11 protein-coding genes are annotated in these 18,310 nt (G+C 61.0%); 9 read left to right on the top strand and 2 right to left on the bottom strand.

Translation table 11 applies throughout. The features are described 5' to 3' along the window. The first annotated feature begins 53 nt into the window (after positions 1 to 53). From DWY05_RS06210 to DWY05_RS06185, 6 genes are all read left to right on the top strand, one after another. A complete protein-coding gene (locus tag DWY05_RS06210; RefSeq protein WP_158558704.1) occupies positions 54 to 716 on the top strand; it encodes a TetR/AcrR family transcriptional regulator in 663 nt (220 codons plus the stop codon). A 129-nt stretch (positions 717 to 845) separates the two neighbouring features. After that, on the top strand, positions 846 to 2,078 hold the full coding sequence (locus DWY05_RS06205; protein ID WP_158558705.1) for an MFS transporter: 1,233 nt from the start codon (positions 846 to 848) through the stop codon (positions 2,076 to 2,078). A 115-nt stretch (positions 2,079 to 2,193) separates the two neighbouring features. After that, a complete protein-coding gene (locus DWY05_RS06200; protein WP_117821088.1) occupies positions 2,194 to 3,051 on the top strand; it encodes an HAD-IIB family hydrolase in 858 nt (285 codons plus the stop codon). Between the two features lie 121 nt (positions 3,052 to 3,172). Beyond that, a complete protein-coding gene (locus DWY05_RS06195; RefSeq protein ID WP_117821071.1) occupies positions 3,173 to 3,883 on the top strand; it encodes a TetR/AcrR family transcriptional regulator in 711 nt (236 codons plus the stop codon). An 11-nt stretch (positions 3,884 to 3,894) separates the two neighbouring features. Further along, a complete protein-coding gene (locus DWY05_RS06190; RefSeq protein ID WP_117821072.1) occupies positions 3,895 to 8,682 on the top strand; it encodes a 2-hydroxyacyl-CoA dehydratase in 4,788 nt (1,595 codons plus the stop codon). 481 nt (positions 8,683 to 9,163) lie between these two features. Next, a complete protein-coding gene (locus tag DWY05_RS06185; RefSeq protein ID WP_117821073.1) occupies positions 9,164 to 9,613 on the top strand; it encodes a hypothetical protein in 450 nt (149 codons plus the stop codon). Positions 9,614 to 9,738: 125 nt separating this feature from the next. Here DWY05_RS06185 and DWY05_RS06180 read toward each other — a convergent pair whose 3' ends face one another. Next, positions 9,739 to 10,878 (bottom strand): DUF389 domain-containing protein, encoded by a 1,140-nt coding sequence (locus DWY05_RS06180; protein WP_117821074.1) that lies wholly within the window; start codon positions 10,876 to 10,878, stop codon positions 9,739 to 9,741. Positions 10,879 to 11,185: 307 nt separating this feature from the next. On the opposite strand from DWY05_RS06180, the gene DWY05_RS06175 reads away from it, so the two are divergent. After that, entirely contained in the window at positions 11,186 to 14,647 is a 3,462-nt protein-coding gene (locus tag DWY05_RS06175; protein WP_117821075.1) for a CAP domain-containing protein, read from the top strand. A gap of 199 nt (positions 14,648 to 14,846) precedes the next feature. Here DWY05_RS06175 and DWY05_RS06170 read toward each other — a convergent pair whose 3' ends face one another. Then, positions 14,847 to 16,550: an OPT/YSL family transporter gene (locus DWY05_RS06170; RefSeq protein WP_117821076.1), complete on the bottom strand. Its 1,704-nt coding sequence runs from the start codon at positions 16,548 to 16,550 to the stop codon at positions 14,847 to 14,849. Between the two features lie 192 nt (positions 16,551 to 16,742). On the opposite strand from DWY05_RS06170, the gene DWY05_RS06165 reads away from it, so the two are divergent. Both DWY05_RS06165 and DWY05_RS06160 read left to right on the top strand, forming a co-directional pair. Beyond that, entirely contained in the window at positions 16,743 to 17,594 is an 852-nt protein-coding gene (locus DWY05_RS06165) for a type III pantothenate kinase (RefSeq protein ID WP_117821077.1), read from the top strand. Positions 17,595 to 17,676: 82 nt separating this feature from the next. Next, entirely contained in the window at positions 17,677 to 18,201 is a 525-nt protein-coding gene (locus DWY05_RS06160; protein WP_099432128.1) for a dCMP deaminase family protein, read from the top strand. The last annotated feature ends 109 nt before the right edge of the window (positions 18,202 to 18,310 follow it).

Raw genomic sequence — 18,310 nt, 5'->3', positions numbered from 1 at the left:
AACGTTAAAATGCTGCAATGAGGCACAAGACTTGCGTTGCGGATGGACGAATTATGGGTCGTAATAAATATCCCGAGGAGACGGTCGCGAAGATTCTCGACGCGGCGCTGGAGTTATTCTGCGCACAGGGTTATGAAGGGACGAGCATTCAAGATATCGTCGACCGCCTCGATGGCATGACCAAGGGCGCTGTCTATCATCACTTTAAGAGCAAAGAGGAGATTTTCAACGCCGCATTTGATCGGGCAATGGCTCCGATTGTTGAGCACCGTCGCTCAATGCTTGGTATCGGTAATATGACCGGAGCCCAAAAGCTCAAGCAGCTGTACGCGCCCGAGTCCGTCGTTCCACAAATTGAGCTATGGGCACGCATGCATCCTGCGGCGGATCCGGTAAAAAGCTCGCGTCTACTGGCGATGCAGTACCAGGGCTCGTTTGACGAGTCGGCCGATGGCTGTCTCTTGCCAGTGATCGAGGAGGGCATCACCGACGGCTCCATTGCGTGCGAATGCCCGCGTGAAGCGGCGGAGGCCGTATCGTTGTTGGCGAATCTTTGGCTGCTGCCATTGTTCCGTCCGCTCGAGCCCAAGGAGCGAATGCTCGCTCGCGCACAATGTTTGGCGCAGATGGCGGCCGCGGTGGGGCTCGATTTGGGTAATGAAGTGCTTCAGACAACGGCGCAGATTTGGGACGTATGGGACCGCGCCGGGTGGTAATATAGATACCAACGGTATGTAATTGATTTGTGAGGGTAGCCACGGCTGCCCTTTTCAAGTCATTAAATACATACTACCGGTATGTATAGGGGTAGGCTTATGGCTGGAATGCGGAGGAGTAGTGTCTCGTTGACGCAAAAAACAGTGCAATCTATCAGGCTTTTTGGCCTTCTTGTTGCGCAGCTGTGCACGTATTCGATGCTGTCGGCGCTGTGCTTTGCGTATCCGCTTTACTTGTTCGATTGCAGCGGCTCGTCAACGCTATATGGCGCCGTCGCGGCGATAGCGTTCATACCAGGTGTGCTCGCGACTCCGGTTGGCGGGATCTTAGCGGATAGGGGAAGACATCGCGAGGTCCTCGTGGCCCTCGGTATTGCTCTGATGACTGCATCGCTGCTGTCTATCCCCATGAAGCGCTCATTGCCTCTTGCGGTCGTCGTAGTAGCGATACTTTGTGTTCAATATGGCGTTCAATCGCTGCTAAAGCCAATACTCCAAATTGAGACGGTTCGCATGACGGGTGAAGAGAAGGTTGAGTGGGCCACTGCATTGGTTTCGCAGATGACCATGGTGAGCAATATCTTGGGCCCTGTGGTCGGGACGGCAGTCTATGGGTGTTTTGGTATCGATGCTCTTTGCGCGACCGCGTCGGTGACGTTTGCGATTTCAGCCTTGCTGTTTGGGGGTGCACTCAAGCAAAATGCCTCATCTGAAACGATGGGAGACGGCGCGACTCGTACGACATGCCGAAACGATTTTCGGGAGTCGATTCGGTATCTGCTGCAAAATGCATCATTGGTCGCCGTGATTTTGCTTGCGGCCGTTTTAAACCTTGCGTTGGTTGGGCTAACGATTGGCGCTCCCATTATTGTTACAAAGCATCTCGGCATGCAATCGTCCTGTGTTGGGATGGTTGAGGTTGCTCTGGGCTTGGGTGGTCTTACCGGCAGTGGCTTGGTCGGCATTTGGCCGCATCGCTTTTCTCTCAATGGCATATGTCGATATGTTGCGATGATCTGTTTAGGAGTCGTACCGATTATTGTTACGCTACTGTTCGGCGCGGATGTATGCGTGTTCACCGTGTTTACGGTTGGTTCGGCATGGGTCATGGTGTGGGCGGCCATTGCGTCGGTTGAAATCATCGCGTTTGTTCAGCGGGCAGCGCCGACTGAGCTCTGCGGAAAAGTGCTTTCGGTCGTTTACACGGTCCTTTCCTGCGCAACGCCTATTGGCCAATTGACGTACGGGGTTGCATATGATCGATGGACGCCGGCGATCGTATTCGCAGGCATGCTGGCGGTGCTGACGTTGACAACGGCGCTGTTTTATCGGCTGAAAAGTCGCTTGTGGAGATTGATTTAACGCGCTGGGGCACTGTGGCTTTGCGGGAGCGAATGTCCCGGCGCGTTGGAGCGCCCTTGCATGGGCGCGCTCATTCTCGTCTAAAATATCGTGCAGACGAAAGAGAGGCATGCCCATGATCAAGATGTTCGCGAGTGACTTAGACGGAACGCTGCTTAACGCCCTGCACGAGGCAGACGGGACTATCCGCCGTGCCATTCGCGAGCTGACCGAGGCTGGCCTGCATGTGGTTCCCGCGACCGGACGCTCGACGCTACCGATTGGCGAGCATGGCTTTACGGGCCTGGCGCTTGACGCCTGCTGCTCCAACGGCTCCATCGTGCGCGACAGTCATGGCGAGGTGCTCAAGACCTGGACCATCGACCCACAGATCACCGAGGAGCTGCTCAAGGAGTTTCCGGATATCTGCTTTGACTGCTCCACGCCCGACGGCATGTTCTCAAGCGGTTCGTTCGAGATGCACCAGGCGGGCTTTAAAAAGGACAGTCCTATCAAACGCATCGTGATGCGAGGTATGCGTGCGCGTGGCGGGTATCACGAGGAACAGTATTTCGACCAGTCGATCGGTGACATCCTGCGCCACGATGTGTGCAAGATCAACTGCCGCGTGACCTCGCCCGAGCTGGAGCGCGACCTTAAGGCGTATCTTGCCGAGCGATCGGACCGCGTGGTCAACGCGCCGTTCGATCCGGTGATGTTCGAAATCACGGACGTGGCGTGCAACAAGGGCGAGAGCGTGGCCTGGCTGGCGGGCTACTACGGTATTGCCGAGGACGAGGTTTCGGTTTACGGCGACGGCGGCAATGATATCGCCATGCTCAAGCGTTTCCGTCACAGCTATGCGACCAAAAACGCTAGCGATGCAGCTAAGGCCGCCGCGAGCGCGACCATCGGCAGCTGCATGGTCCACGCCGTCCCCAAACACATGCTCGCCACCATGCGCAAGCAAAACTCCCGCACCGTCATCGAATAATGTGACAAAGGGACAGCCCCTCTGTCACATTCCAAATATTGCCTTTACGTGTTGATGCACACGGTGTGCAATAATACTCGCACTGTGCAATAGCGCACAGGCTGAGTAACAAGGAGGACGCTTGTCCCAGCTCGAGAAATGTGATCGCCGGTCCCTTCGCTCACAGCGTGCCCTTCGCCAGGCACTTGCTAGCGAGCTTGCCGAAAGCGGCGACCTTTCGCGCATTAATGTCGCGTCGCTCACCGAGCGCGCCGGTCTTACGCGTCGTACGTTCTATTCGCACTACCGCGATATTCCTGACTTTATCAATCAAATCGAGGACGGCTTGCTGGCCGAGATCCGTGAGCGCATTGAGCTCATCACCGCAGCTCGGCTGCCCGATCTTTACCGTAACATTGACGAGCTCGAGCCGGCGCCCGGTTCGGTTGAGCTGCTGCGTTATCTTGCGGCCAACCGCGACTTAATCGGTGCGCTGCTGGGTCCGGGCGGCGACCAGGCCTTCATTAAAAGGATTATCGACACCGCACGTGAGGCCGTGGCGCCGCGTGCGCAGACGGGCATTTTGGGCCTGGCGCTAGGCACGTTCTTTGACTACTACGTCACCTACGTCGTGAGTGCCGAGGTCGGCCTGATTCAGCGCTGGTTTGAGCGTGGGCTCACCGAATCGCCCGAGACCATAGCGCGCATCATGACGGTTATCGCCTTTGTGCGCCCCGGCGACCTGTATGGCCAACCCATCGATATCAACGTGCCGGAATACGGCATGAAGCTATTGAATCTGCAGCTCGAGGACGCGGTCGACACCGCCGCAACCGTCGAGTCCAACAACTAAGAGGAGAGACAATGAGCAAACTCGTCGAGGGCATTAAGGACCGCATGGTCGCTGCCGCACGCGAGGCCGCGCCCGCCGTGGTGGACGCCGCGCAGAAGGCTGCGACTGCCGCTGCCGAGAAGGTCGCCGAGGCAGTTGCCGAGGCCAAGAATGCGGCGGGAGAGACGCTTGCCGCCGACGCAGCCACGCCCAACGTTGCCGAGTCCGTAACCGCCGCCGCCCACGCCCCCGAAGGCGCGATCTTCAACCCTGAGAACGCCCGTGGTAACCTGCACCTGGGCATCGACGTGGGCTCTACCACCGTCAAGCTCGCCGTGCTCAACGACGACAACCAGATCGTCTATGCCAAGTACCAGCGCCACCACACCGACGTCCGTGCCTGCGCCCGTGACCTGTTCGAGGGTGCTACGACCGTGCTGCCGACGGCCCAGATGACCTGCGCCATCACCGGTTCGGGCGGTCTGCTGCTGTCTCAGTGGCTCGACCTGGAGTTTGTCCAGGAGGTCATCGCCAGCAAGCGTGCCGTCGAGACCCTCATCCCGGCCACCGATGTCGCCATCGAGCTGGGTGGCGAGGACGCCAAGATCATCTACTTCGATAACGGCATCGAGCAGCGCATGAACGGCACCTGTGCCGGCGGCACGGGCGCGTTCATCGACCAGATGGCAACCCTGCTGCACACCGACGCGAGCGGCCTCAACGAGCTCGCGGCCAACGCCACCACCATCTATCCCATCGCCAGCCGCTGCGGCGTCTTTGCCAAGACCGACGTGCAGCCGCTGCTCAATGAGGGCGCCCGCCCCGAGGACGTGGCCGCCTCCATCTTCCAGGCTGTCGTGACCCAGACCATCTCGGGTCTGGCGTGCGGCCGTCCCATCCGCGGCAACGTCGCCTTCCTGGGCGGCCCGCTGCAGTATCTCTCCGAGCTGCGCCACCGCTTCTACCTCACGCTCAACCTGGACGAGGAGCACCGCATTGTGCCCCAAAACGCTCACCTGTTTGTGGCGAGCGGCGCCGCCATGGCGCACGAGTCCAACAAACTCAGCACGTTCCCGCAGCTTATCGAGGCCATCGACAGCTTGGGCGACACGCAGGGTGCCGAGGTCGAGCGCCTGGACCCGCTCTTTGCCACCGACGAGGACTTTGCCGAATTCAAAACCCGCCACGACCAGGAAGTCGTCCCCAAGGGCAAGCTCGACGGCTACACCGGCCGTGTGTTCATCGGCATCGACGCCGGTTCCACCACCATGAAGGCCGCGCTCGTGGGCGAGGACGGCCAGCTGCTGCACACCTGGTACGGCAACAACAACGGCGACATCCTGGGCACGGCCAAGGTCATCATGGCCGATTTCTACAATCACATCCCCGCCGGCTGCACCATCGGCCACGTGACTACCACGGGCTACGGCGAGGCGCTGCTCATCGAGGCCCTCAAGGCCGACTCCGGCGAGATCGAGACCGTCGCGCACCTGCGCGGCGCCAAGGCGTTCCTGCCCGGCGTCGAGTTTATTCTGGACATCGGCGGCCAGGACATGAAATGCCTGCGCGTCAAGGACGGCGTGATCGAGCACATCATGCTCAACGAGGCCTGTTCGTCGGGCTGCGGCAGCTTTATCGAGAGCTTCGCCGTGTCCATGAACATGGACGTGCGCGCGTTTGCCGATGCCGCCATTCACGCCAAGGCTCCGGTCGACCTGGGCAGTCGCTGCACGGTCTTTATGAACTCGCGCGTCAAGCAGGCGCAAAAGGAAGGCGCCACGGTGGGCGACATCGCGGCCGGCCTGTCCTATTCCGTCATCAAGAATGCCCTGTTCAAGGTCATTAAGCTGCGCGATCCCAAGGAGATCGGCAGCCAGGTGATCGTCCAGGGCGGCACCTTTATGTCCGACGCCACGCTGCGCGCGTTTGAGCAGCTCACCGGCGTTCATGCCGTGCGTCCCGACATCGCCGGCTGCATGGGCGCCTACGGTGCGGCCTTGCTCGCCCGCGATCGCGCCGGCGCCGACGGCACCTCGACCATCCTTTCGGCTGAGGACATCGCGCACCTTACCGTGACGCAAAAGCATGTCCGCTGCGGCCGCTGCTCCAACAACTGCCAGCTTACCGTCAACGATTTTGGCGGCGGCAGGCGCTTCATTACCGGCAACCGCTGCGAGAAGGGCGCCGGCCACAAAAAGCAAAAGACCGAGGCTCCCAACCTCTTCAAAAAGAAAAACGAGCTGCTCTTTAACCGCGAAGTCCTGAGTCCCGACGAGGCCCCGCGCGGCACCGTCGGCATCCCGCGCGCGCTCAACATGTACGAGAACTACCCCTTCTGGCACGCGTTCTTTACGCGCCTGGGCTTTAGCGTGCAGCTGTCCGACCAGTCGAGCAAGAAGACCTACCAGGCGGGCATCGAGTCCATGCCGTCCGAGAGCGTGTGCTATCCGGCCAAGATGAGCCACGGCCATGTGATGAACCTTATCGACCGCGATGTCGACTTCATTTGGATGCCGTGCGTGCGCTGGGAGCGCAAGGAGGATCCGACCGCCGGCAACTGCTATAACTGCCCCATCGTCATGAGCTACCCCACGGCGTTGGCGCTCAATATTGACGAGATCCGCGAGCAGAACATCGAGTTCCTGTACCCGTTTGTGCCCTATCACGACAAGACCGAGCTCAAGCGCCGCCTGTATCAGGTGCTCGCCGTCGACCGTGTGGCCGATGCCGAGGCTGGTCGCGGCCGCGTGCGTGGTCCCAAGATCACGCGCTCCGAGGTCGATGCCGCCGTCAACGCTGCCTTTGAGGCCGATGCGCGTTTCCACGAGGATATCCAGACCATGGGCGAGGAGGCTCTTAAGTGGGTCGAGGACCACGGCGGTCACGGCATCGTACTCGCCGGTCGCCCCTACCATAACGACCCCGAGATCAACCACGCCCTGCCTGAGCTTATCTCGAGCTTTGGCTTTGCGGTCTTTACCGAGGATTCGCTTGCGCACCTGGTGAAGCCCGAGCGTCCCATTCGCGTCGTCGACCAGTGGATGTACCACAGCCGCCTGTACGCCGTCGCCCGTTTTGTGACGATGCGCAACGACCTAGATTTGATTCAGCTCAACTCCTTCGGCTGCGGTCTCGATGCCCTGACTACCGACCAGGTGCAGGAGATCCTGGAGGCCAGCGGCAAGATCTACACCGTGCTCAAGATCGACGAGGTGTCCAACCTGGGTGCCGCGCGCATTCGCATCCGCTCGCTCATGGCCGCGCTTAAGGACCAGGAGGCCGAGCGCCTGGCCGAGGCCGCGGCCGCGGGCGAGGCCTACGAGCAGGGTGATGCTGCGCCGGTGGCGCCCTCCACGGATGCCCCCGCGTTCGCGAGCCGCAAGTACACGTTTGAGGCTCAGCGCGAGAGTGCTTCGACCGCGTGGCCCAAGGTGCTCTTTACCGAGCAGATGCGCGACGAGGGCTACACCATCCTGTGCCCGCAGATGGCGCCGATTCACTTTGACCTGGTCAAAGAGGTGTTCCGCGGTGCCGGCTACAACTTGGAGCTGCTGCCCTCGACCGACCACGATGCCGTCGAAGCCGGCCTGCGCTATGTGAACAATGACATTTGCTATCCGTCCATTTTGGTGACCGGCCAGATCATGGAGGCCGTCGAGAGCGGTCGGTACGACCTGTCCAAAACGGCCGTGGTCATCAGCCAGACCGGCGGCGGCTGCCGTGCCACCAACTACATCGCACTCATCCGCAAGGCCCTGCGCGAGAGCGGCCACCCCGAGATTCCCGTGATCTCGCTTTCGGCCGTGGCGCTCGGCGAAGACAACCCCGGCTTTAAGCTGACGCCGGCGCTGCTTAAGCAGGCGGTCTACGCGGTGCTCTTTGGCGACGTGATGATGCAGATGCTCTACCGCTGCCGTCCGTACGAGGCTACGCCCGGTGCTGCCAACGCGCTCTACGAGGAGTACATGGCGCGCGCCCGCAAGCTGGCGCCCAAGTTTAACCGCCACAACTACACCAAGTTGTGCCGCGAGGCCATCCGCGCGTTCGACACCATGCCGCTCGCAGGCGAGGGTACTAAGCCGCGCGTGGGCGTGGTCGGCGAGATCTTGGTCAAGTTCCACCCTACGGCCAACAACCACGTGGTCGACGTTATCGAGCGCGAGGGCTGCGAGGCCGTAGTGCCGGGCCTGCTCGACTTCTTCCTGTACTCCATGAGCAACGCCGAGCTGCAGAAGGACGAGCTGGGAAGCTCTGCCACTACGCGTGCGGGCATGCAGGCGCTCATTAAGCTTGTGGACTGGATGCGTACGCCGGTGGAGGAGATGCTCGAAAAGTCCCGCCGCTTTGAGGCGCCCGAGCGCATCGGCACCATGGCCGACAAGGCCCGCACGGTGCTTTCGGTGTGCAACAACATGGGCGAGGGCTGGTTGCTCACGGCCGAGATGCTCGACCTGATTGACCACGGCGCGCCCAACATCATCTGCACGCAGCCCTTCGCGTGCCTGCCCAACCACGTGGTGGGCAAGGCCGTGATCAAGGAGCTGCGCCGCCAGCATCCCGAGAGCAATATCGTCGCGGTGGACTATGATCCTGGTGCGTCCGAGGTCAACCAGCTCAACCGCATCAAGCTCATGATTAGCGTGGCGAAGGAGAACATGCGCGCCGGCAAGGGCTTTAAGCTCGAGAAGGTGGCACCGCTCGCGATGGACGAGGTCACCGGTCAGATGCGTGCCCATGATGGCTGCGTGAGCTGCGGACCGGCCAGCGAGGAGGCCGTTGCATCGGTCGCCAAGCGTCTGGGACGCGGCATTAAGAAGTAGTTGGCCTGCTTTGGGCTAGATATGAGACAAACGGGTGGTAGCCATACCGGCCATCACCCGTTTTTACTGAACATATGTTGCGCAAACGCCCCGACTATCACCCTTTGCGAACTCAGATTTCGGAAGTATGCGGCAAAATTTGAATAGGCCGAGCACACTGGATATGCCCAAGCTTTGTACCTGCGGTTTTATTGGTGAAAAACCGGGGTGTGCTCGAGGGCTCCGGAATTTGCCGCATACTTCCGAAAACAACGTCTCGGTGGCACCAAAAATTGCCTCCAGAACCCTGAGATAATGAACATATGTAGCCGTTCGCCGCAAATTATCGTCCGTTCATGGAACCTATCTCCAACGAGTTGTAACCATATGGTTTGATGTTGGAAACATATGATTGCCGGCAGGCCGTAGGTGACGTTTGCCCTGATATCGGAGGTACCAAGTATGTTTCGTGCTCCGTTAAACAACTATCGGTTGGGCTAACATGGATCACCGTGTTATTTCGATAACCCTTGCAGTGGTCTGCCTGGCTGTGCTCCTGGGCGCTACGGGGCTGTTTGCTATAAGCCGAGAAACGTCCTATATGCAGGAATGTGCTTCCGAAGGGTTTGCCATTGATGGTTACTATCGGGATGACAAAACGAGTCGGGAAACCCTGGCTTTTCTTGAGGAGGACAACTGTCGATGGCAGCTGGTCGACCAAGACGGAATCTGCACAGACGGGCAGTTTAAGCGTACGGATGACCCCAACATCCTGATATTAAAGAAGGAAAACGGCGAAGAATTCGGTACGGTCCACGTGGCGTATATTTCGCGCCGCCGCGATCAGGGGCAGATTTACCTAATTAGAAATACTAAGGTGACTCGATTTTATCTTGTGAGCACCGATCCGGCGTTTACGGTGGAGTCTGGCGATGTCGATGCGGACGTCTGATTCACGGCAATAAAACAGCGAGCGGGGCTCGGGTGTGAACTGCACCCCGCAATTTGCTCGTGTCCGTATCGCGTCTGCGCCTCGTCGTAACTTGCGTCCGTGCGAGCATTCATCCCGCGCCGGCATCACTTCACATCGAACTCCACGCGATCGAGCTCGGGCACATTGAGGTCGATGAGCTTGCGGGCGACGAGGCGGTCGTGCGCCCCGAGCGCCTCGCTCGTTGTCACATGGGCGACAATCTCGCGCTCGACGATGCCCTCTTCCTCGCCCTCGGTAGCCGAGGTCTCGACGGCGACGGTGTAATCCTTAAAGCCCGGCAGCACCGCGGCAAGCTCGCGTGTGGTCTCGGTGACGCCGTAGCCGTCCTGCACGCCGGCCTGCGCCGAGCCAATGGACCCCGCGGTCATAACGATGCAGGGGATGGCAAAGATGATCGTGCCCACAATAATGCGGCGGCGCACCTTGCGTGACAGCTCGTCGACCTCGGCATTTTCCTTGGCGGTCACAATACCGTCGCCGTTCAGGTCGCGCTTGAGCGGCACGCGCAAAAGAAGCAGCACGGCTTCGGCAGCCAGTGCGATAAAGACCACGTTGATGCCAAACTCGTAGAGCGCCGAGAGAAACAGTGACCCGCTTGCGATGGCGATGCCGTAGCCTGCTGCGCACAGGGGCGGCATCAGCGCGGTTGCCACGGCCACGCCGGCGATAAGCGTGGCGGGTTCCTGGTCGCGCGAGTTGCCCAGCCCGCCTGCAAAGCCGCCTGCGAGTGCGACGGTAAGGTCCCATACGGTGGGTGTCGAGTTGTCGATGATGGCGGCCGTGGTGGCGCCAAGGGGCGAGAGCTTAAAGTACAACGTGGAGGTGACCAGGCAAAAGGCCATTTGCAGCGCAAGGCTGGCGACGGCTTCGACGGTAATCTCGCGGTCGAGCGTGGCGATGCCGTATGCCATGGCAAGGACCGAACCCATGAGCGGGCAGATGAGCATGGCGCCCACGATGGCGATGTCTGAGTCGATATCGAGGCCAATACTTGCGATCAACATGGCGATGATGAGGATGCATAGGTGGGAGCCAGTCAGGCGCGCCCCGTTTACAAAATGCTTGCGGATCACGTGATAGGGCGCGCGTCCCTCGCGAATGTTGAACGCGCGCTTTAAAAAGCGACCAGCCTGCTCGGCAGCCTCGCTATGGGCAGGGCGGATGCCGTGACGCCGATGATGACGCTCGCGCAGTCGCTTGAGCTGTTGGTTATCGAGTTCCATGTTCACCTCGTTCTGGCACGGGCCGCGCAACGCGCCCGTTGTCCTAACTCTACACCGTGGCGGGCGGGGTGTCTGTTGGATGCGGAATCCGATAGGGCGGATGACGCGGGAGCAAATGCAAATCACAGGCTCAATTCGATCCCGCAAGAATATGATGCGCCAGCTCCTACATATGTGACGAAATTGTGAAGCACAAGAGTGCGAATTTCAAAAAATCCGCTGGTGACCAATGTTGCGCAACAGAATTCAAAAATCAGCTCCTACATTTTGAAGCGTATGGATACATCCGTGTCAAAGGGAGAAAGCCATGGCAAACTACAGTCCACAACACTTTGAGCCTCGGGCTAAGGCCGTCAACGTCAAGGGCGTTGCTAACCGCGCCGTCGCAACCGTTTTGACGGCGGGCCTCATCGCTCAGCCGCTCATGTCGCCGCTGGCGGCAATCGCCGCACCGTCAACCGATAACGGCGATTCTGTTCAGGGGGGGGGTAGTTCTGTAGAGAACACCGTTGTCGCCGGTAACCAAGCGGTCGTAAAGACGGCTGCCCAGCTGGCCGAGGAGTCGGCAAAGCAGCTCAAGGACGCTCAGGCCGCCTACGATGCCGCCCAGAAGAAGGCCGACGCGGCGGGCCAGTCTCAAAAGCAGGCGCAGCAGCAAAAGAATCAGGCCTCGCAGGCCGTGACCGATAACGCCGCCGAGCAGAACGAGGCCGAGGTAGCCGCGCTTCAGGAGAAGATCGACGAGCTTAAGGCGGCCGTCGAAAAGACCGAGCAGCAGCAGAAGAAGCTGGGCGACCTGAACGATCAGCTCGAACAGGCCAACAAGAGTGTCGAGGATAAGACCCAGGCGCTCAAGGACGCCAAGGCAAAGCAGGATGAGGCCAAGAAGGCCCTCGATGATGCCCAGGCCAAGCTCGAGGCCATGGGTATGGACGAGTACGAGGCCGCCAAGAAGGCCGTCGAGGACGCGCAGGCAAAGCTCGATGACGCCAATAAGGCCGTTACTACTGCACAGGCCAATCTGGACCAGGCCAAGGCCGCCGAGGTCAGCGCCCAGCAGGAAAAGAAGGACACTGAGACCGCTCTGACTTCCGCTCAGGCCAAGAAGCAGGAGACTGCCGCTGCTCTCGCAGCCGCAACCACCGCGCGCGATAACGCCCAGCAGAAGCTCGACCAGGCGCAGGCCGCACTCGATGCCGCCGTCTCGGGCACGGGCGTCGACCTGAGCGCGCTCGAGGCCGCCAAGAACACTGCCGCCAGCGAGCTTGCGACCGCGCAGGACGCGCTCGATGCCGCGACGACTGCAGACGTCACTGCACAGGCGAACCTGCAGGCTGCGCAGACTACCGCCACCGCCGCGCAGGAGAAGGCCAACGCCGCCAACGCTGCTGTGGCATCTGCCAAGTCTGCATACGATGCGGCAAACAAGGAGTACAACGCCGCCGCCAGCAAGCGCGACGCTGCCAAGGCCGCATACGAGAAGGCGCAGCAGACCGAGGCCGAGAAGAAGACCGCGTACGATAAGCTTGTCGAAGTTCGCAAGCAGAAGCGCAGCGAGTGGGAGGCAGCCTGCGCCGCTTCGAACGCCGCGGAAAAGGCTTATGACGCCGCTAATGCCCAGGTTGAGGCTCTTGAGCAGCAGATTGCTGACCTCAAGTCGAACATGACCGTAGACCAGAATGTCATCAGTCAGGGTATGTTCGGCTTCATGAACTACATCATCGGCGGCAGCCAGTTCACGGCCACGCAGAAAAAGAACGCCCAGGACGCTGTATCGATGCTGACCGGTGCCGATGCCGAAGACAAGGCCGAATGGTATGACAATTACGTCGATCAGGACATGTCTCGCGACACCAATCCGCTCTCCTTGGAGCAGATGCGCAACGCCCTGACATATCTCGACACCCAGAACAACCTCCGCAAGGCGAACGGTCAGTCGGCACTCAGCGTCAGCCTCCGCATGACTGTAGCAGCTGCCCTTAATACATCGTATTCATCGAACATCTGGGGACACTCTGGCTGCTACTATGATAACGGTGAAAATCTTGCCGGCGGCGGCGGTGCATATACCGGCGGAGAGACCGAGGACACCCTCGGCTGGCCCTATACCGGCCTCTACGCCCAGGAGAAAGAGGCATTCGATAAGTACGTCGCACAGTATGGCGACAAACTCGGTAGTCACCGATATGATTCCTACTATATCTACCAGCACTACAACAGCATCTATCATGAGTGCGGGCATTATCTCAACATTATCGATGCCGGTACGAAGGCTATCGGCATCGCAACCGGTAGCGGCAAGAACACCGATTCCGAGGTAACCGTATTCGATTACAGCGCTGATGACACTCAGGCCGATTTCACTGTCTCCGAGTTCAAGAAGCTCGTGAACGACTACATCGACTCTGCCTATAACGCTGGCGGCACGCAGGCGCAGAAGGCGCAGCTCAAGGAGCTTCAGGGCAAGCTCGCCGAGGCGCAGAAGAGCTTTGGAACTACTAGGGAAGCTTACTTCGCAGCTGTAAACGGGCAGGATGCCGCCCAGGACGCTTTCACCGCAGCAGATGTGAACATGAACACCGCCAAGGGTGAGTACGAGAAGGCTAAGTCCGACACCGCTACCGCCAAGTCCGCCTACACCGCCGCTGAAGCCAAACTCAAGGGTATTGACGTCAAGACGCCCAAGACCAAGCTCGACGCCGCCAAGAGCGAGGCCGCTACTGCCCAGGCAGCTCTCGATAAGGCAAACGCCACGCTTGCTGACAGCAAGACGAAGGCAGCCGATGCCGCTGCTCACAAGGCGAAGGCTCGCAGCGCCCGCGATGCCGCCAAGGCAAAGTCCGATCAGGCCAATGAGGCGTATGGCAACGCTACCGCTTCGGTCAAGGACCTTGCCGCCAAGTGCGATGCCGCCAAGACGGATCTTGCGAACAAGCAGGGCACGCTTAACGATGCCAAGAAGGCCGACGACACTGCCCAGGCTGGCGTTGACAAGGCTCAGGCCGCAGATGTGCACGCCGCGACCGCTCTTTCGGACGCCAAGCAGGCAGTTGCTGCCAAGACGCAGGCCGTGTCCGACGCACAGGCGAAGGCCAAGGCCGCCGAGGGCGAGCTGGCCGGCGCAAACAAGGCCTTCGAGCGCTTCGCCGGTGCCCAGAAGGCGGTCGACGACGCCAAGGCCGCCTATGACGCTGCCGTCGCCGGTGTCGCCGATGCCCAGAAGCAGCTCGAGGCCGCCAACGAAGCCGTCGTCGATGCGAACTTCGAGATCGTCAAGGCCAAGGCCGAGCTTGCCAGCGATGAGGCACTCAAGGCCGATCTTGAGGCTGTCGACCATAAGGCATCCCTTGCCGCGGGCACGACGGGCAACGAGAAGCTGGTCAAGCTGAACGCTGCCTACGCTCGCTATAAGGCTGCCGTCGATGCCGCCGCTGGTCTCAAGGCTGCTCTGAGCGATGCCGATGCCAAGCTGTCCGATGCCAACGACGCCTATGCCGCCGCGCTTGCCGAGCTTGGCGATGCCAAGGATGCCCTGGCTGCCGCGCAGGCCGAGTACGACAAGTATCATCCCAAGGCTGAGCCGCAGGCCAAGCCTCAGGTTGCGCAGGCTGCCGCAAAGGCTCCTGTCGCCAAGAAGAAGGCCACGGACGGTGCACTTGCTCAGACGGGCGATACCTCCGCGCTTGCAGGTGAGGTCTTCGTCATCGGCGGCATTACGCTCGTTGCCGCGGGTGTGACGCTCGGCGATCGTCGTCGCAAGCAGATGTAGCGTTTCGAGCGTAGTTTCTGCAACGAACTTCAATTCATAACGGGACCGTCTCGTTAGCCAAACGATAAGGCCGGCGCGCTGTTAAATGCAGCGCGCCGGCCTTTCTTTGCGTTGGTATAAAAAGCCCGGTCGGCAGCCGCAAAAGCTACCGACCGGGCAAGTCGTAGGCAATATGGTTGCCGTCGAGCAGCTGCTCAGCTTAGCCCAGCAGGCTTAAGCCCACGGAGACAAACGCCAGGATAACGCCGACGATGGACTCGCCGCCGAGCAGGCCGCTGGCGACAACCAGGCCCTGTTCCTGGAAGGCGGCGTCCTTGGCAGCCCTCTCCTCGTCAGAAAGACCAGCGGTGGCGTCGCGGTGGGCGGACCACTTGTCGTAGGCGAGCTTGACGCAGGAGCCCAGGAATGCCGTGAGTGACATGTAGAACGGCAGGTACACGCCCAGGCCGATCATCATGGCCGGAATGCCGAGCCAGTACATGACGATGCCGGCGATAAAGCCACCTGCGAACCACGGCACGCTCGGGATGCCCGAGACCATGGTGGCGACGACGCTTGCCTGCGCGGCAACAAAGCTCTTGTCGGGGCCAAAGGCGTCCGGACCATAGGCGGTGACGAGCGCGACCATGACGGCTGCGGCGACCAGGGCGCCCACGATGCCGCCGATGGCCTGGCCGATCCACTGCGCACGCGGGTTGGTGCCCAGCACGGCGCCGGCCTTAAAGTCGTTCATGACGTCGCCCGCAAGGCCGCACGCCACGGCTACGATGCCGGCGATAAAGAACAGCTTGACCTGCGCGATCTGTGCAAAGGCGGCCACGATGAGCATAACGATGAGGCCAAAGATCTCCATGGGGTCGATGCCTGTCTGGCCGCAGCTCTGCGCGCTCATGATGGTGGTGACAAAGGTGAACAGCGTCACGATGACGGCCGGAACGGGGCCAAGGTCGAGCACGATGGCGATGATCACGGCGATGGCGGCAGCGCCCAGGCCGATGATACCGGCGTCGAGCTTAAGGGAGCCCGAGATGAGCGACTGCTCGTCGGTGTCGGTGGAGCTGTCGGCGGCGAGGCCGCGGACGATACCGGCGACCTGCGGCAGGATGTCCTTGAGGACGACGGCGACGCCAAAGCCCATCATAAGGCCCATGCCCAGGGACTTGACGATGCCCTGCGCAGTCACAACGTCGAACAGACCGGCAGTGGTGCCGCCCACGATGATGCCAAAGTTGCCCAGCAGCGCGCCGGCAAACCAGAACGCGACGGGGGCGAAGCCCACCAAAAAGCCGATGGACAGCAACATGGGCGAGTTGTAGATAGCAAAGGTCACGCCGGGGATATTGAGCGTGCACAGCATGCTGGGCACCACGCCCAGAGCGTCGCGCAGCACGCTGTAGATGCCTGCGATGGCCATGGAGCCAAAGAGCTGCTTGCCGGTCTTGCCGCCGGCCTCGGTGGCGCGCAGGGTCTGAGCTGCGGCGTTGCCGGTGGGGAACTCCAGCGCGGCGTCCACGATAAAGTGACGGTGGATGAGTGCCGTGGCGAGAAGGCCCAAGATGGTGCCGGCGAGTGCTACGATAAACATGTCGAGCCAGCTGATCTGGTCGGCATAGCCCAGCATCCAGGCGCCCGGGATGGTAAACGCCAGGCCGCCGGCGACCATGGCGCCCGCGGACATGATGGTGTGGGTGACGTTGGCCTCGTTGAGGCTGGCGTTGCCCATGAGCTTCAGGAAGAACAGCGAAATGACAGCAGCGAAAATAATCGGCCAGGGGAGTGCGCCCATCTTGAGGGCCGTGTAGGCCGAGCTTGCCGTGATGATCACGCAACCAAGGACGCCGATGACGACGCCGCGCAGCGTGAGTTGCCCGCGCATCGAAGCGCGGTTCGAGGGATTGCTCATATAAAACTCCTTTGCGTATATCCGCTTCCCCCGGGAGCGCCGTTACGGATACGGCGCGGGAAGTCGGGTTACCAAGGGCCGCCGCGTGAGCTCGCGCGCGACCGCGCACCAGTATAGCCGCAAGCTAGTCATTTTGGGATGACTGGTTTAGGTAGGCGATATACTGCTGGGCAGACGAAAGGAGCGCCGACGATGCTTAATGGGTGCGCATATATATTGACGGTCGACGTGGGCAACACGTTCATTCGCTTTGGCCTGTTTGCCGAGGATTCGGCCGCGGCGCAGGAATGTCCGCTTGCGACGTGCGAGATCACGACGCCGTCGAGCATTACGGCCGACGAAGCGCGTATGCGTCTCGCTCAAGTCATGGCCGCGCTGGCGGCCGATGCGGGCATGCCCGGCGCGCTCGTGCCCACGGCGGCCGTGCTGAGCTGCGTGGTGCCGGCGCTCGAGCGCCCGTGGAAGGCGGCGCTTTCCCGCACCTGCACGGGGCGCGTGCTCACCGTGGGGCCGGGCCTCAAGACCGGCATGCCCGTCCACTACGACGACCCGGCCGAGATCGGCCCCGACCGCATCGCCGACGCCGTGGCGGCCCGTGCCGTCTACGGCTCTCCGTGCATCGTGATCGACCTGGGCACGACGACCAATATCGAGGTCATCGACGCGCACGGTACCTTTGTCGGCGGCGTCATCGCGCCGGGCTTGGCGCTTGGCGCTCGCTCGCTCTCGGCCGCTGCGGCGCGTCTGCCACAGGTCGAGCCCTCGGCGCCCACGCATGTGATCGGTCGCAACACGCGCGAGGCCATGCGCTCGGGTGTGGTCTTGGGCGAGGTGGCCCGCATCGACGGCATGCTCGACATGGTGCTAGCCGAGATGCGCTCGACCAAGGCGGCGGGGGAGGGCAGCGTGCCCATCGTCATTACCGGCGACGACGCCGAGGCGCTCGCGGCGTTGGTCGGCCACAGCATGACGGTAGACGACGCGCTGACGCTGCGGGGTCTCGCCGAGCTCTACCGCATCAACCAAAAGCCCCGCCGCGTGTAAATGTGAGGGCGCCGGTGGGACAAACGCCCACCTTTCACCTGCTACAATGGGTCAAACTATTGCGATTACGGAGGTGTCTGCCATGTCGGACGATCTTCATCAAACTTCGTCAGGCAAGCGCCTGGACGTCATTAGCTGGGACGAGTTCTTTATGAGCGTGGCCATCGCCGCGCAGCGCCGCAGTAAGGACCCCAACACGCAGGTGGGCGCGTGCATCGCCAGCACCAACCACCGCATCCTTTCGGTGGGCTACAACGGTACGCCCTCGGCGCTCAACGACGACTTTTTCCCGTGGGGCACGAGCGACGACCCGTTGCAGGACAAGCACAACTACGTGGTGCATGCCGAGGCAAACGCCGTGCTCAACTACCGTGGCTCGCTCAAAGATCTTGAGGGTTCCACGGTCTACGTCACGCTGTTCCCGTGCCACGACTGCGCCAAGATTTTGGCGCAGGTGGGCGTGGGCGAGGTTGTCTACCTGGACAACAAGTACGCCGACACCGATGACGGACGCATCAGCCGCCGCATCCTCGACTCCTGCGGCATCAGCTACCGCCAGGTTATCGTCGATGTTCACATCGGCACCGAGGGGCAGGCTCAGCAGTAGCGCGTGGCAACGCCAGCTGGCGGCAAAACAGCCAAAAGAGACCCGTCCCAAATTGACCGCTCGTGAAAGTCGTGTCCGCACGCATGGCTGGCGCCTAAGCGGGTACATG

Source organism: Collinsella sp. AF23-4AC (assembly GCF_003462685.1).
Classification (GTDB): domain Bacteria; phylum Actinomycetota; class Coriobacteriia; order Coriobacteriales; family Coriobacteriaceae; genus Collinsella.
This window is presented reverse-complemented; position numbering and strand designations above follow the sequence as displayed.

Coding starts and splice junctions, on each gene's coding strand:
- DWY05_RS06210 (WP_158558704.1), top strand. CDS start 54: ATGGGTCGTAATAAATATCCCGAGGAGACGGTCGCGAAGATTCTCGAC.
- DWY05_RS06200 (WP_117821088.1), top strand. CDS start 2,194: ATGATCAAGATGTTCGCGAGTGACTTAGACGGAACGCTGCTTAACGCC.
- DWY05_RS06190 (WP_117821072.1), top strand. CDS start 3,895: ATGAGCAAACTCGTCGAGGGCATTAAGGACCGCATGGTCGCTGCCGCA.
- DWY05_RS06185 (WP_117821073.1), top strand. CDS start 9,164: ATGGATCACCGTGTTATTTCGATAACCCTTGCAGTGGTCTGCCTGGCT.
- DWY05_RS06180 (WP_117821074.1), bottom strand. CDS start 10,878: ATGGAACTCGATAACCAACAGCTCAAGCGACTGCGCGAGCGTCATCAT.
- DWY05_RS06175 (WP_117821075.1), top strand. CDS start 11,186: ATGGCAAACTACAGTCCACAACACTTTGAGCCTCGGGCTAAGGCCGTC.
- DWY05_RS06170 (WP_117821076.1), bottom strand. CDS start 16,550: ATGAGCAATCCCTCGAACCGCGCTTCGATGCGCGGGCAACTCACGCTG.
- DWY05_RS06165 (WP_117821077.1), top strand. CDS start 16,743: ATGCTTAATGGGTGCGCATATATATTGACGGTCGACGTGGGCAACACG.
- DWY05_RS06160 (WP_099432128.1), top strand. CDS start 17,677: ATGTCGGACGATCTTCATCAAACTTCGTCAGGCAAGCGCCTGGACGTC.